The sequence below is a fragment of the Streptomyces sp. NPDC030183 genome (assembly GCF_055573455.1).
Genome location: NZ_JBVIBK010000019.1, coordinates 181967 through 194545 on the forward strand (window position 1 = coordinate 181967; position 12579 = coordinate 194545).

Below are 12579 nucleotides of genomic sequence, written 5' to 3' on the forward strand. Positions count from 1 at the left end.
CTCTAGGCAAGGGGGCCCCGGGCGGCCCGCGGGCGGTCCGGGGCCTGGTGCCCGGCGGGCCGGCGGCGGGGCAGGAGCAGCGGGGTGGCGAGCATGAGGGCACCGGCCGCGGCGACCGCCGTGCGGGGGCCCGTGGCGGCGGCCAGCACGCCCCACAGGGCGGTCAGCGCGGCGATCGTCAGCTTGCTGGTCACCGACCAGGCGGACAGGGTGCGGGCGACCCGGTCCGGCGGGGTCTCGTCGAGGCGGTACGTGGCCATCACCGGGTTGAAGACGCCCATGCAGGTGATCAGGCCCAGCTCCACCGCCATCACCAGGGCGAGCCCGGTGACGCCGGGGTGGACGAACACCAGCCCCACCGGCCAGCACGCCCGCAGCGCGCCCGTCGCCAGCAGCACCCGGCGCTGTCCGTGGCGGGCGACCAGCCGCCGGGCGAGCCGCGAGCCGATCAGCCCGCCCACGCAGGGGACGGCGAAGGCCAGACCGTACTGCCAGGGCGCGAAGCCCAGCTCGCCGACCATCAGGACCAGCAGCAGCGGGGCGGTCGCCATGATCAGGCCGTTGACCAGGATCGTGTTGAGGAACAGGGGGCGCAGCGCCGGGCTGGTGAGGATGTACCGCCAGCCGTCGAGCAGGTCACGGGCGCGGCGGGGCGCGGCCGGTTCGGGGGCTGTGCGGGCCGAGGGCGCCTCCCCGTCGTGCGCGGGGCGCTTCACCGGGCGCTCGGCGGATCGCCCGGTGTCGCCTATCGCCCGGAGGGCCGTCGCGGAGAGGAGGTAACTGATCGCGTCGGTGACGAGGGTGACCACCGGGCCGAGGAGGCCGATCGCGGCGCCGCCCAGCGGGGGGCCGAGCATGGTCGCCGTCCAGTTGGTGGCCTCGAAGCGGCCGTTCGCGGCGAGCAGGTGCTCCGGGGGGACCAGGGACTTCAGGAAGGCGCCGCTCGCCGCGCCGAAGGTGATGTCGGCGGCGGCGACGACGACCGAGACCAGCAGCAGTTGCGGGAAGGACAGCAGGTCGAGGGCGTAGGCGGCGGGGACGGTCAGCAGGGCGCCGGCGCGGAGCAGATCCGTGGCGATCATCACCGGGCGTTTGCGGCGGAACTCCACCCAGGGGCCGAGCGGTACGGCCACCGCCGCGCCGACGGCCAGGCCGGTGGCCGCGAGCGCCGAGACCTCCGCCGGGCCGACGCCCAGGACGAGGACCGCGAGCAGGGGGAGCGCGTCGAACGCGAGCCGGGTGCCGCAGGTGCTGACCGCGTACGCCGTCCACAGCCACCGGAACTCCCGGCCCAGTCCCCGCCCGGCCGTCCCCGCCACCACCTCGGGCCCCTCCCGTCGCCGTGCGCGACGCAGCCCGTCCTCACGCCGACGGCGCCATCCAAGCGAGCGGGGACGCCCCGGGGCAAGCCCGCTCCCGGCCCGTGAACGGGTCTTGGCCACACCTTGGCGGCCCCTTGGTGAGGCGGCCGGGTCCGGGGTCAGTCGCGGGGGAACTCGTCGGTCTTGAGGGTGAGGCCGACGACGGTGTCGGTGAGGTCCAGCTCGTAGCCGAACGGGACGGTCGTCTCGATGACGTACTCACCCTGCTTGGGATTCCGGTACACGTGGCACCTGCCCTGGTACGGGTCCGCGATCAGGTAGACGGGGACCTCGGCGGTCGCGTAGGCCGTCTTCTTGGGGCCGTAGTCGTTGGCCGCGGTGCCCTTGGAGATGACCTCGGCGACGAACTCGACGTCCTCGCAGCTCCACTGGCCCTTGGCGTCCTGGACGGCGTCGCGGGACACCAGGGTCACGTCGGTGGAGAACCCGTTGAGGTGGCCCGGATAGTCGATACGGACGTCGGACTTCACACGCGTGCGCGGGTATGCGGTGCGCAACTGTTCGATGATGTCCAGGATGATCTGCCAGTGCGACGGTCATCGTGGCGCTCCTCCCGGCTGCCGCCGGGTAGCGAAAAGCCGCGCGGTACAACGATACGCACGGTGACCAGGACATGTGCGGCGCCGACGAACCGGTTGCGCGGCAGGGCCTACGGCAGCTCGTACGGGCCGCCCAGTCCCCACGCCTCGTGCATCGCGTTCGCGTAGGCCGCCGCGATGCGGTGCTCGCCGGAGGCGTTGGGGTGGGTGCCGTCGTAGGTGTCCAGGTGGATGTCGTACGCCGGGGGCGGGGACGCGAGGAGGAGCGGGGAGCGGGGTTCGTCGAGGTCGGCGGCCGTCTTGGCGAGGAGCTCGTTGAAGCGGGCGACCTGCGCGGCGAAGGCGGCGTCGTCCTCGGCGCGGACGTTCGGGATGACCGGCAGCAGCACCATGCGGACGCGCGGGTCGGCCTCGCGGGCGGCGGCGACGAAGCGGCGGGTGTTCTCGATGGTCTGCTCGGCGTCCGTGTAGAAGCCCAGGTCGATCAGGCCGAGGGAGACGAGCAGGACGTTGGCGCGGTGGGCGCGGACGGCGTCGGCGATCAGCGGCGCCATGTGCAGCCAGCCCTCGCCCCAGCCGGCGAGGTGGGCGCGGGGGAAGCGGGGGTCGCCGTCGGCGTACTCGTACGACGTGGGGGCGTCCGTCGCCTTGTCGTAGAGCGCCTCGCGCGGCCCGACGATCCGGAACGGGCCGTCGTACGACGCGCACAGGTGCTGCCACAGCCGGTAGCGCCACGTGTGTTCGCCCGCGCTGCCGATCGTCATGGAGTCGCCTACGGGCATGAACCTGAGCATGGGCTCATCATGGACGATCGCTACCCATCGGTAAGGCGGACGGGGTCACCCACCTCTGTGAGCATCACCACGTGGCGCGGGACCACGGCTCCCGCGGCGCTCGCCCACCCCCGCCCGGCGGAGCGGCATGGCAGGGTGGGAGGCATGCGCCGACCATCCCGCCGCCCCCTCCTCGCCGGTCTCGCCGTGCTCGCCGGCGCTCTGCTCGCCGCCGTACCGGCCGTGCCCGCGGCCGCCGACGACGGCAACTTCACGGTGAAGGACCCGAGGATCACCGAGGCCAGCGGTCTGGCGGCCTCACGTCAGCACCCGGGCGTCTACTGGACCCACAACGACAGCGACGACGGCGCGTTCCTGTACGCCGTGGACGGCGCGACGGGGGAGACGGTGGCCACCCTGACACTGACCGGTGTCGGCACACCGCGGGACGTGGAGGCGATCTCCATCGGCCCGGACAACCACCTCTACGTCGGCGACATCGGCGACAACCTCGGCGGGACCTGGCAGTACGTGTGGATCTACGAGCTGCCGGAGCCGAAGCGGCTCAAGGACCAGACGGTCAGGGCCACGCAGTACGTCGTGAAGTACGAGGACGGGGCGCGCGACGCGGAGGCGCTGATGGTGCACCCGAGGACCGGCCGCGTCTACATCGCCGACAAGAACGACGCGGGGGGCTCGCTGTACGAGGGCCCGGCCGAACTGTCCGCGTCCGGCACGAACATCTTCAGGAAGGTCGCCTCCGTACCCGATCTGGAGGTCACCGACGGGGCGTTCTCGCCGGACGGGAAGCACCTCGCCCTGCGGTCGTACTTCGGCGCGATCCTCTACGACTGGAACGGCGGGAAGATCAAGAAGGCCGACCGGCTGAGCGTGCCCCTGCAACGGCAGGGTGAGTCCCTCACGTACACCCCCGACGGCTCGAAGATCATGTACGGCAGCGAGGGCGAGGGCAGCACGGTCGTCGCCCGGGAGGCACCCGGCGGCGGTTCCGGCAACGGCGGCTCCGGCTCGTCCTCCTCCGGCGGGGGCGGCTCGTCCGCCGCGGAGGACGGCGAGGGCACGAGCACGGGCTTCAAGGTCGGCGCGATCGCCGTCGGCGGTGCCGTCGTCGTCATCTGGGGCTTCAGACGGGTCCTGCGCCGGCCGTCCTGACGGGGTGCGTCCTCGCGGGGGTGCGTCTGCCGGGGTGCGTTTGCCGGGGGCCGTCCTGGTGGGGTGTGCGTCTCGGAGGGTCGTCCTGATGGGGTGTGCGTCCCACGGCCCGTCGGACGCGACCGGCCCCCGGGTGCCGTCCCCCGCTGCCTAGGATCAGGGCTATGGCGCTGCGACCCGTTCATGTGATCATCAAGGCGGTCGACGCCCCGGCGGTCGGCCGGTTCTGGGCGCAGGCGCTCGGCTGGAGCGCGTACAGCCCCGGCGCGGCCACCTATGTGGGGCCCGTCGGCGGGCTCGTCTGGCCGCATCCCGTCGCGGTCGGCATCGACGTCGTGCCCGTGCCGGAGCCCAAGACGCCGGTGAAGAACCGGGTGCACCTCGACATCGCCACCACCTCGTCCGCCCACCAGGCGGAGCTGGTCGCGCGGCTGCGGGCGCTCGGCGCGACGCCCGTCGACGTGGGCCAGGGCGACGTGCCGTGGACCGTCCTCGCGGACCCGGAGGGGAACGAGTTCTGCGTGCTGGAGCCGCGGGAGGTGTACCGGGACACCGGGCCGATCGCCGTGGTGGTGGTGGACTGCGCGGATCCGCGGGCCATGGCCCGGTTCTGGGGTGAGGCGATCGACTGGACGCTGCACGAGGTGACCGACGACCACGCGCTGCTGCGCTCCGCCAAGGGGGTCGGCCCGTACCTGGAGTTCCTGCGCACGCCCGGCGGGAGGACCGTGCCGGACCGCGTCCATCTCGACCTGCTGCCGTACCCCGGCGACGGCAAGGCGGCGGAGGTGGCCCGCCTACGGGCCCTCGGCGCCACCGACCTGGACGTCGGCCAGGGCGAGGTCCCCTGGACCTGCCTCACCGATCCGGAGGGCCACGAGTTCTGCGTCCTGGCCCCCCACTGACCCCACCCCGGGCTCCCGCCCGGGGGCCGGGTTCGACCGGGGCTCGCGCCTGTCCCCTGGGCGCAGGTGGGCCGGGCTCAGGCAGGCTTCCGCCCGCGTCCTCGGCGTCGGAGGGCTCAGGCAGGCTTTCGCCCGTGTCCTCGGCGTCGGGGCCGGCGTCGCCTCCAGCGCCCGCGTCTCCCGGCGTCGGCGCCGTTCCCGCCCGTGTCCCCGGCTCAGGTCGGGTCCGGGGCCGTGGTTCCAGGGTCGGTCGGGAGCGGGGCCTCGTCGGTGCGCGCCCTGCCGGGGGTGCTTCCCGGTTCGGGCGTGGTTTCGGCTCGCCGGGTCACCAGGGTTTCCAGGCCGTCCAGGATGCGTTGGAGGCCGAATTCGAAGTGGTCGAAGTCCCGGCCGAACGCGTCCTCGGACAGGGCGGCCAGCATCGGGTACCGCCCGGACGTCATGACCTTCTCCAGCACGGGGGCCTGTGCCGCCCAGAACTCCGCGTCGGTAAGGCCGGTCCGGCGTTCCACCTCCGCCTCGTACAGCTGGGTGCGGGCGGCCCCCACCACGTACCCGTCGATCGTGACGATCACGGAGATCAGCTCGGGGTCGGTCAGGCCCATGGACTTGATCCGGGACAGCACCTTCTCCATCGCGTCCAGCGAACTGGGCCCGAGGATCGGCCGGCTCTGGTTGACCTGGAGCAGCCAGGGATGGCGGCGGTAGAGCGCGAGGGTCGCCCGGCCCAGCGCCTCCAGCGCGGACCGCCAGCCGCCGTCGCCGAGGCCCGCCGGATCGTCGGAGGGCCGCTGCACCCGGTCCAGCATCAGGTCGAGGAGTTCGGCCTTGCCCGGGACATAGCGGTACAGCGACATCGTGCCGGTCCCCAGCTCCGTGGCGACCCGCCGCATCGACACGGCCTCCAGCCCCTCCGCGTCCGCGACCCGGACCGCCGCCTCCACGATCCGCTCCAGGCTGAGGCCCGGCTTGGGGCCCCGGCTGGGCCGCCGCCCCGTGTCCCACAGCAGTTCGAGCGTGCGGACGATGTCGCCGCTGCCGCTGGCCCGCGTACCGCTCTCGCTGCTCGTCATGTGCCGAGTCTAAATCCCTCCCAAGAGCCGCCTCCGAAAAACTGAGTACGACGTACGCGAATTAGGGTACGGTGTACTCAGTTCTAGCGAAGGGGGGACCCATGAGCGACGGGAACGGCGACGGGTACGCGGTCCGGGCGGAGGGCCTGGAGAAGCGGTACGGCGAGAAGCGCGCGCTCGACGGCTTCGACCTGGCCGTCCGCGAGGGCACGGTCCACGGCCTCCTCGGCCCGAACGGCGCGGGCAAGACCACGGCCGTCCGCATCCTCTCCACCCTCGTCCGGCTGGACGGCGGACGGGCGACGGTCGCCGGTCTCGACGTGGCCCGGCAGGCCCGCGAGGTACGGGCGAGGATCGGCCTCACCGGCCAGTACGCGGCCGTCGACGAGGTGCTGACGGGACGGCAGAACCTGGAGATGTTCGGCCGGCTCTTCCACCTGGGCGGACGCGGGGCGAAGCTGCGCGCCACCGAGCTGCTCGACCAGTTCGGCCTCACCGACGCCGCCGACAAGGGCGTCGGCAAGTACAGCGGCGGCATGCGGCGCCGGCTGGACCTCGCCGCCTCCATGATCCTCACCCCGGCCGTCCTCTTCCTCGACGAGCCGACCACCGGCCTCGACCCGCGCAGCCGGGGTGAGGTGTGGGACTCGGTGCGGGCCCTGGTCGCGGGCGGCACGACCGTCCTGCTGACCACGCAGTACCTGGAGGAGGCCGACAAGCTGGCCTCCCGCGTCACCGTCATCGACCAGGGCCGGGCCATCGCGGACGACACCCCCGACGGGCTGAAGAACACCGTGGGCGGCGACCGTGTCGAGGTCGTCGTGGCCGACCGCGCCGACATCCCGCACGCGGTCAAGGTCATCGCCCGCGTCGCCGACGGCGAACCGGAGGCGGACGAGGCCGGGCTGCGCGTGCACGCCCCGGTGACCGACCGGGTGAACGCCCTGACGGAGGTGGCGCGCACCCTCCAGGACGAGGGCGTCGCCGTCGAGGACATCGGCCTGCGCAGGCCCAGCCTGGACGACGTGTTCCTGCGTCTGACCGGACACCGCACCGAATCGCCGGGCGAGCGGGACACCCCGCCGTCCGCGTCGCAGCCGAAGGGGGCCGCCGCATGAGCACCAGCATCAGCCCGGGTACCCGTCCGAGCGCCGGCTCCGGCGCCCTGGACCTCGCCGACCGCCCCGTCCACGGCCAGATGTACTGGCTGCTCGCCGACGTCGGGAACATCGTCCGCCGCGGCCTCACCCACTACCGGCGCCAGCCCGTCAACATCGCCTGGCAGCTGGGCTTCCCGATCCTGTCCGTCCTCCTCTACGGCTATGTCTTCGGCAGCGCCATGCGGGTGCCCGGCGGCGGGGACTACCGGGACTTCCTGATGCCGGGCATGTTCGCGATGACGATGGCCTTCGGGTTCATCAACACCGCGACCCTCGTCGTGTACGACTCCACCAAGGGCGTCATCGACCGCTTCCGCTCCATGCCGATGGCGCCGTCGGCGGTGGTCGCCGGGCGCGGGGTGACCGATCTGCTGGTCGCCTGCGCGGAGCTGGCCATCATGATGGTGACGGCCCTCGCCATGGGCTGGCGCCCCGACCTCGGGCCCGGCTTCCTGGCCGCGTTCGGTCTGCTGCTGTGGCTGCGGTTCGCGCTGATCTGGATCGGGGTCTGGCTGGGGCTCCTGGTGCCCAACCCGGAGGCCGCCGGTGGCCTGTTCGCGGTCGCCTTCCCGCTGACCATGATCTCCAGCATCTTCGTGGCCCCCCAGCTGATGCCCGACTGGCTCGGCTGGGTCGCCGCCTGGAACCCCCTCTCCTCCACGGCGGCCGCCACCCGCGAACTGTTCGGCACCCCGGTCGGCGGCGGTGACTCATGGATCGAGCAGCACGCGCTGCTGATGGCGGGTGTGTGGCCGGTGGTGCTCACGCTGGTCTTCCTGCCGCTGGCGGTGCGGAGGTTCCAGAAGCTGAGCCGCTGACCCGCCCCGCGGACGGGTGACACGGGAGGCGTCCGGCGCACAAGGAGGCGTCGGACGCCTTGACGTGTCCATGTGATCTGTCTTCCATGGGAGTGCGCGGGCGGTGGGAGCGCTCCCACCTCTTCCGGGCCCGCGCCTCCCGAGGAGGAAGCAGCGTCATGTTCCGCAGCTTACGGAGAACTCTGGGCGCCCTGTGCGCGGCCGCCGCCGTGCTGGTGCTGCCACTGGCCGGCGGCGCACCGTCGGCCGCCGCGGCCGAGGCCCCGGCGGCTCAGGCCGCCGCCGGCGCCGGCTACTGGCACACCAACGGGCGCCAGATCCTCGACGCGAACAACCAGTCGGTGCGGATCGCCGGCATCAACTGGTTCGGCTTCGAGACCGCCAACCACGTGCCCCACGGCCTGTGGTCCCGCGACTACAAGAGCATGATCGACCAGATGAAGTCGCTGGGCTACAACACCCTGCGCATCCCCTACAGCGACGACATCCTCAAGCCGGGCACCATGCCCGACAGCCTCAACTTCGACGGCAAGAACACCGATCTGCGGGGTCTGACCTCGCTCCAGGTCCTGGACAAGATCGTCGCGCACGCCGGCCGGAGCGGTCTGAAGATCATCCTGGACCGGCACCGCCCGGACTCGGCGGGCCAGTCGGCGCTCTGGTACACCTCGGCGGTCCCCGAGTCGACGTGGATCGCCAACCTCAAGGCCCTGGCCGCCCGTTACAAGGGCGACTCCACCGTCATCGGCATCGACCTCCACAACGAGCCGCACGACCCGGCCTGCTGGGGCTGCGGCGACACCTCCAAGGACTGGCGGCTCGCCGCCGAACGCGCCGGCAACGCGGTCCTCTCGGCCAACCCCGACCTGCTGGTCTTCGTCGAGGGCGTCCAGACGTACAACGGCGTCTCCGGCTGGTGGGGCGGCAACCTGATGGGCGTGGCCGACCACCCCGTACGGCTCGACGTGGCGAACCGGCTCGTCTACTCCGCGCACGACTACGCCACCAGCGTGGCCCAGCAGAGCTGGTTCAGCGACCCGAACTTCCCCAACAACATGCCGGGCGTCTGGGACCGTTACTGGGGATACATCTTCAAGCAGAACATCGCCCCCGTCTGGGTGGGCGAGTTCGGTACGACCCTGCAGTCCACGGTCGACCAGCGCTGGCTGGCCGCCCTGGTGACCTACCTCCGCTCGACCTCGGCGTACGGCAACGACTCCTTCCACTGGACCTTCTGGTCCTGGAACCCCAACTCGGGTGACACCGGCGGCATCCTGAAGGACGACTGGCAGAGCGTCGACACGGTGAAGGACGGCTATCTGGCGAGCATCAAGGCGCCGGGCTTCCCGCCGGGCGGCGGCTCCGGCGATCCGGGTGGCCCCGGTGACCCCGGGGACCCGGGTGGCGGGAAGCCCGCCTGCGCCGCCGTCTACACCGTCAGCAGCGACTGGGGCGGCGGCTTCAACGGCGAGGTGAAGGTGACCAACACGGGCCCGACCGCCCTCAAGTCCTGGAAGGTGACCTGGACCTGGAGCGGCTCCCAGAAGGTCGTGAACATGTGGAACGCGACGTACACCCAGACCGGCCCGACGGTCACCGCGACGAACGCCGCCCACAACGGCGCCCTCGCCGCGGGCGCTTCGGCGACCCTCGGCTTCGGGGGCGCGCCCGGGGGCGGGGCCGTCCCGAGCGTCACCTGCACCGCGACCTGAACCAGGGGGCGCCCGGCGACGCTCCGGGCGCCCCGTCGGACGGTCGGCCGAGGATGTCCCACATAAGGCCAACTGACCTTTTCTGTGGGCAATTTGAGCGTTCCCAATGACTCAATTCAGTCAAGTCTTGGTCGAATCTGTTCATGCGGCGCGTGATCTTCAGGAACCATGCGGCACGGACCGCGTACCTCGTGGTCCTGGAACCCCCCTCACTGTTCAGAGAGAACTCCATGAAGAGAAGCGCAGCCGTGTTCAGCGGCGCCACCGTCGTACTGGCCGGGACGCTCGCAGCCGCCCCCGCCAACGCCAGCGCGCCGCACTCCGTGAACACCGTGCAGGCCGCCGCCGCGAAGGTCTCCTGGAAGAAGTGCGCCACGGACAGCGCCCCGACGATGCAGTGCGCGTCGATCACGGTGCCGCTGGACTACGCCAAGCCGGGCGGGAAGAAGGTCACGCTGGCGCTGTCCCGCGTGCCGCACACCGCGAAGAAGTACCAGGGCCCGCTGCTGGTCAACCCCGGCGGCCCCGGCGGCAGCGGTCTGTCGCTGGCCGGTTTCGTCGCCGGCTCCCTGCCCAAGTCCGTCGCCTCCCAGTACGACGTCATCGGCTTCGACCCGCGGGGCGTGGGGGCCAGCAAGCCGGCCCTGAACTGCAAGCCGGGCCACTTCGACCCCGTGCGCCCGGACTCCGTGCCCAGCACGCCCGCCCTCGAGAAGGCCAACCTCGACCGGGCCCAGTCCTTCGCGGCCGCCTGCGCCAAGAAGTACAAGGACGTCCTGCCGCACATCAACACGGCCAACGCCGTGAAGGACATGGACGCGATCCGCAAGGCGCTCGGCGCCAAGAAGATCAACTACTTCGGCTACTCGTACGGCACCTACCTCGGCGCCGTGTACGCCAAGCAGTACCCCGACCGTGTGCGCCGCCTGGTGCTCGACTCCATAGTCGACCCGACGGGCGTCTGGTACGAGGACAACCTCGACCAGGACTACGCCTTCGACAAGCGCCACAAGGCGTTCATGAAGTGGATCGCCAAGAACAACGCCACCTACAAGCTCGGCACCGACCCGGCCAAGATCGAGGCGAAGTGGTACGCCATGCGCGCCGACCTCGCCAAGAAGCCCGTCGGCGGTTCGGTGAAGGTGGGCGCCTCCGAGCTGGAGGACACGTTCATCCCCGGCGGCTACTACAACGGCTACTGGCCGGACCTCGCCGAGGCGTTCGCGGCCTACGTGGGTGACAAGAACAGCGACCCGCTGGTCGAGGCGTACCAGAACTTCGCGGCCGTCGACGCCTCCGGCGACAACGGCTACAGCGTCTACACCTCGGTCCAGTGCCGTGACGCGTCCTGGCCGCGCGACTGGAACAAGTGGAACAAGGACAACTGGGCCGTCTACAAGAAGGCGCCCTTCATGACCTGGAACAACGCCTGGTACAACGCGCCGTGCGCGTTCTGGCCGACCAAGTCGCTGAAGCCGGTGAACGTCGCCAACTCCAAGCTCCCGCCGGTGCTGCTGTTCCAGGCGACGGACGACGCGGCCACCCCGTACCAGGGCGGTCTCACCGTCCACAAGCTGCTCAAGAACTCCAGCCTGGTCGTCGAGCAGGGCGGCGGCAACCACGGCATCTCGCTGAGCGGCAACGCCTGCCTCGACAAGTACCTGGCGACGTACCTCTCCAGCGGCAAGGTGCCGCACGGCAAGGGCAAGGTCGACGCGGTCTGCAAGAAGCTGCCCGACCCGAAGCCGCACGCCGCGCAGAAGATGTCGGCGCAGTCGGGCGCGTCCACCGCGACGGGCGGCGCCGCCCTGCACGGCATCATCGGCCGCGGCTGACCCCGCCGGGCTGAGCACCACCCCGTAGGACGACACGAAGGGCGCCCGGTGACCGCACCGGGCGCCCTTCGGCGTCGTACCGCTGAACGGCTAGAGCTTCTCGATCACGTAGTCGACGCACTTGGTGAGCGCCTCGACGTCCGCCGGGTCGATCGCCGGGAACATCGCCACGCGCAGCTGGTTGCGGCCGAGCTTGCGGTAGGGCTCGGTGTCGACGATGCCGTTGGCGCGCAGGGCCTTGGCGACGGCGGCGGCGTCGATCTCGTCGGCGAAGTCGATCGTGCCGATGACCTGGGAGCGCTTGGCCGGGTCCGAGACGAACGGCGTCGCGTACTTCGACTCCTCCGCCCAGCCGTACAGGCGGGTCGAGGAGTCCTTGGTGCGGGCCGTGGACCAGGCGAGACCGCCCTGGCCGTTGATCCACTCCAGCTGCTGGTTCAGCAGGAACAGCGTCGCGAGCGCCGGGGTGTTGTACGTCTGGTTCTTGCGGGAGTTGTCGATCGCCGTCGGCAGCGAGAAGAACTCCGGGACGTGCCGCCCGCTCGCGTGGATCCGCTCGGCGCGCTCGATCGCGGCCGGGGAGAACACACCGATCCACAGGCCGCCGTCGGAGGCGAACGACTTCTGCGGGGCGAAGTAGTAGACGTCCGTCTCGGCGATGTCGACGGGCAGACCGCCCGCGCCGGAGGTGGCGTCGACCAGCACGAGGGCACCCTCGTCGGCGCCGAACACCCGCTGGATCGGGGCGGCCACACCGGTGGAGGTCTCGTTGTGCGTGAAGGCGTAGACGTCGACGCCCGCCTCGGCGACCGGCTCCGGGTGCGTGCCGGGGTCGGAGGAGACGACGGTCGGCTCGGCCAGCCACGGGGCCAGCTTGGCGGCCTTGGCGAACTTCGAGCTGAACTCGCCGAAGGTGAGGTGCTGGCTCTTGTTCTCGATCAGGCCGTGCGTCGCGATGTCCCAGAACGCGGTGGAGCCGCCGTTGCCGAGGATCACCTCGTAGCCCTCGGGGAGGGAGAACAGCTCGCTGATGCCCTCGCGCACCTGGCCGACCAGGTTCTTCACCGGGGCCTGGCGGTGCGAGGTGCCGAGCAGGGAGGTGCCGGTCGCGGCCAGCGCGTCCAGCGCCTCCGTCCGCACCTTGGAGGGGCCAGCGCCGAAACGTCCGTCGGCGGGCTTGATGTCAGCGGGGATCTGGATATCAGCCAC

General features: G+C 71.5%; 10 protein-coding genes and 1 pseudogene. 6 read left to right on the forward strand and 5 right to left on the reverse strand.

Features of this window, described 5'->3' with window-relative positions:
• Window positions 1-2: 2 nt before the first annotated feature.
• The 3 genes and pseudogenes from ACZ4Z2_RS23735 to ACZ4Z2_RS23745 all read right to left on the reverse strand — a co-directional run bounded on the left by ACZ4Z2_RS23735 (window position 3) and on the right by ACZ4Z2_RS23745 (window position 2715).
• On the reverse strand, window positions 3-1322 hold the full coding sequence (locus tag ACZ4Z2_RS23735) for an MFS transporter (protein ID WP_468078648.1): 1320 nt from the start codon (window positions 1320-1322) through the stop codon (window positions 3-5).
• A 158-nt stretch (window positions 1323-1480) separates the two neighbouring features.
• Window positions 1481-1915: pseudogene (locus tag ACZ4Z2_RS23740) on the reverse strand (Uma2 family endonuclease); the annotation flags it as partial.
• A 116-nt stretch (window positions 1916-2031) separates the two neighbouring features.
• Complete coding sequence (locus tag ACZ4Z2_RS23745; protein WP_468078649.1) at window positions 2032-2715, reverse strand: GDSL-type esterase/lipase family protein; 684 nt, start codon at window positions 2713-2715, stop codon at window positions 2032-2034.
• Between the two features lie 144 nt (window positions 2716-2859).
• Here ACZ4Z2_RS23745 and ACZ4Z2_RS23750 point away from each other — a divergent pair, with 144 nt between their 5' ends.
• On the forward strand, window positions 2860-3867 hold the full coding sequence (locus tag ACZ4Z2_RS23750) for a TolB-like translocation protein (protein WP_468078650.1): 1008 nt from the start codon (window positions 2860-2862) through the stop codon (window positions 3865-3867).
• Between the two features lie 164 nt (window positions 3868-4031).
• Window positions 4032-4772 (forward strand): VOC family protein, encoded by a 741-nt coding sequence (locus ACZ4Z2_RS23755; RefSeq protein WP_468078651.1) that lies wholly within the window; start codon window positions 4032-4034, stop codon window positions 4770-4772.
• 215 nt (window positions 4773-4987) lie between these two features.
• Here the strand turns inward: ACZ4Z2_RS23755 and ACZ4Z2_RS23760 are convergent, their stop codons facing one another.
• Entirely contained in the window at window positions 4988-5845 is an 858-nt protein-coding gene (locus ACZ4Z2_RS23760) for a TetR/AcrR family transcriptional regulator (RefSeq protein WP_468078652.1), read from the reverse strand.
• Between the two features lie 101 nt (window positions 5846-5946).
• On the opposite strand from ACZ4Z2_RS23760, the gene ACZ4Z2_RS23765 reads away from it, so the two are divergent.
• The 4 genes from ACZ4Z2_RS23765 (at window position 5947) to ACZ4Z2_RS23780 (ending at window position 11370) form a co-directional block, all read left to right on the forward strand.
• Entirely contained in the window at window positions 5947-6963 is a 1017-nt protein-coding gene (locus ACZ4Z2_RS23765; RefSeq protein ID WP_468078653.1) for an ATP-binding cassette domain-containing protein, read from the forward strand.
• Between the two features lie 80 nt (window positions 6964-7043).
• Window positions 7044-7823 (forward strand): ABC transporter permease, encoded by a 780-nt coding sequence (locus tag ACZ4Z2_RS23770; protein ID WP_468078672.1) that lies wholly within the window; start codon window positions 7044-7046, stop codon window positions 7821-7823.
• Window positions 7824-7981: 158 nt separating this feature from the next.
• Window positions 7982-9535: a cellulase family glycosylhydrolase gene (locus ACZ4Z2_RS23775; RefSeq protein ID WP_468078654.1), complete on the forward strand. Its 1554-nt coding sequence runs from the start codon at window positions 7982-7984 to the stop codon at window positions 9533-9535.
• Between the two features lie 230 nt (window positions 9536-9765).
• Window positions 9766-11370, forward strand: a complete 1605-nt coding sequence (locus tag ACZ4Z2_RS23780; RefSeq protein ID WP_468078655.1) for an alpha/beta hydrolase — start codon at window positions 9766-9768, stop codon at window positions 11368-11370.
• Between the two features lie 90 nt (window positions 11371-11460).
• Here the strand turns inward: ACZ4Z2_RS23780 and serC are convergent, their stop codons facing one another.
• The gene (gene serC / locus ACZ4Z2_RS23785; protein WP_468078656.1) at window positions 11461-12579 is read right to left on the reverse strand and encodes a phosphoserine transaminase; all 1119 of its coding nucleotides are present in this window, start codon (window positions 12577-12579) and stop codon (window positions 11461-11463) included.

Excerpts from the sequence above, each read along its gene's own strand:
- ACZ4Z2_RS23750 (WP_468078650.1), top strand. The coding sequence starts at position 2,860 with ATGCGCCGACCATCCCGCCGCCCCCTCCTCGCCGGTCTCGCCGTGCTC.
- ACZ4Z2_RS23745 (WP_468078649.1), bottom strand. The coding sequence starts at position 2,715 with ATGCTCAGGTTCATGCCCGTAGGCGACTCCATGACGATCGGCAGCGCG.
- ACZ4Z2_RS23770 (WP_468078672.1), top strand. The coding sequence starts at position 7,044 with ATGTACTGGCTGCTCGCCGACGTCGGGAACATCGTCCGCCGCGGCCTC.
- ACZ4Z2_RS23755 (WP_468078651.1), top strand. The coding sequence starts at position 4,032 with ATGGCGCTGCGACCCGTTCATGTGATCATCAAGGCGGTCGACGCCCCG.
- ACZ4Z2_RS23760 (WP_468078652.1), bottom strand. The coding sequence starts at position 5,845 with ATGACGAGCAGCGAGAGCGGTACGCGGGCCAGCGGCAGCGGCGACATC.
- ACZ4Z2_RS23780 (WP_468078655.1), top strand. The coding sequence starts at position 9,766 with ATGAAGAGAAGCGCAGCCGTGTTCAGCGGCGCCACCGTCGTACTGGCC.
- ACZ4Z2_RS23765 (WP_468078653.1), top strand. The coding sequence starts at position 5,947 with ATGAGCGACGGGAACGGCGACGGGTACGCGGTCCGGGCGGAGGGCCTG.
- ACZ4Z2_RS23775 (WP_468078654.1), top strand. The coding sequence starts at position 7,982 with ATGTTCCGCAGCTTACGGAGAACTCTGGGCGCCCTGTGCGCGGCCGCC.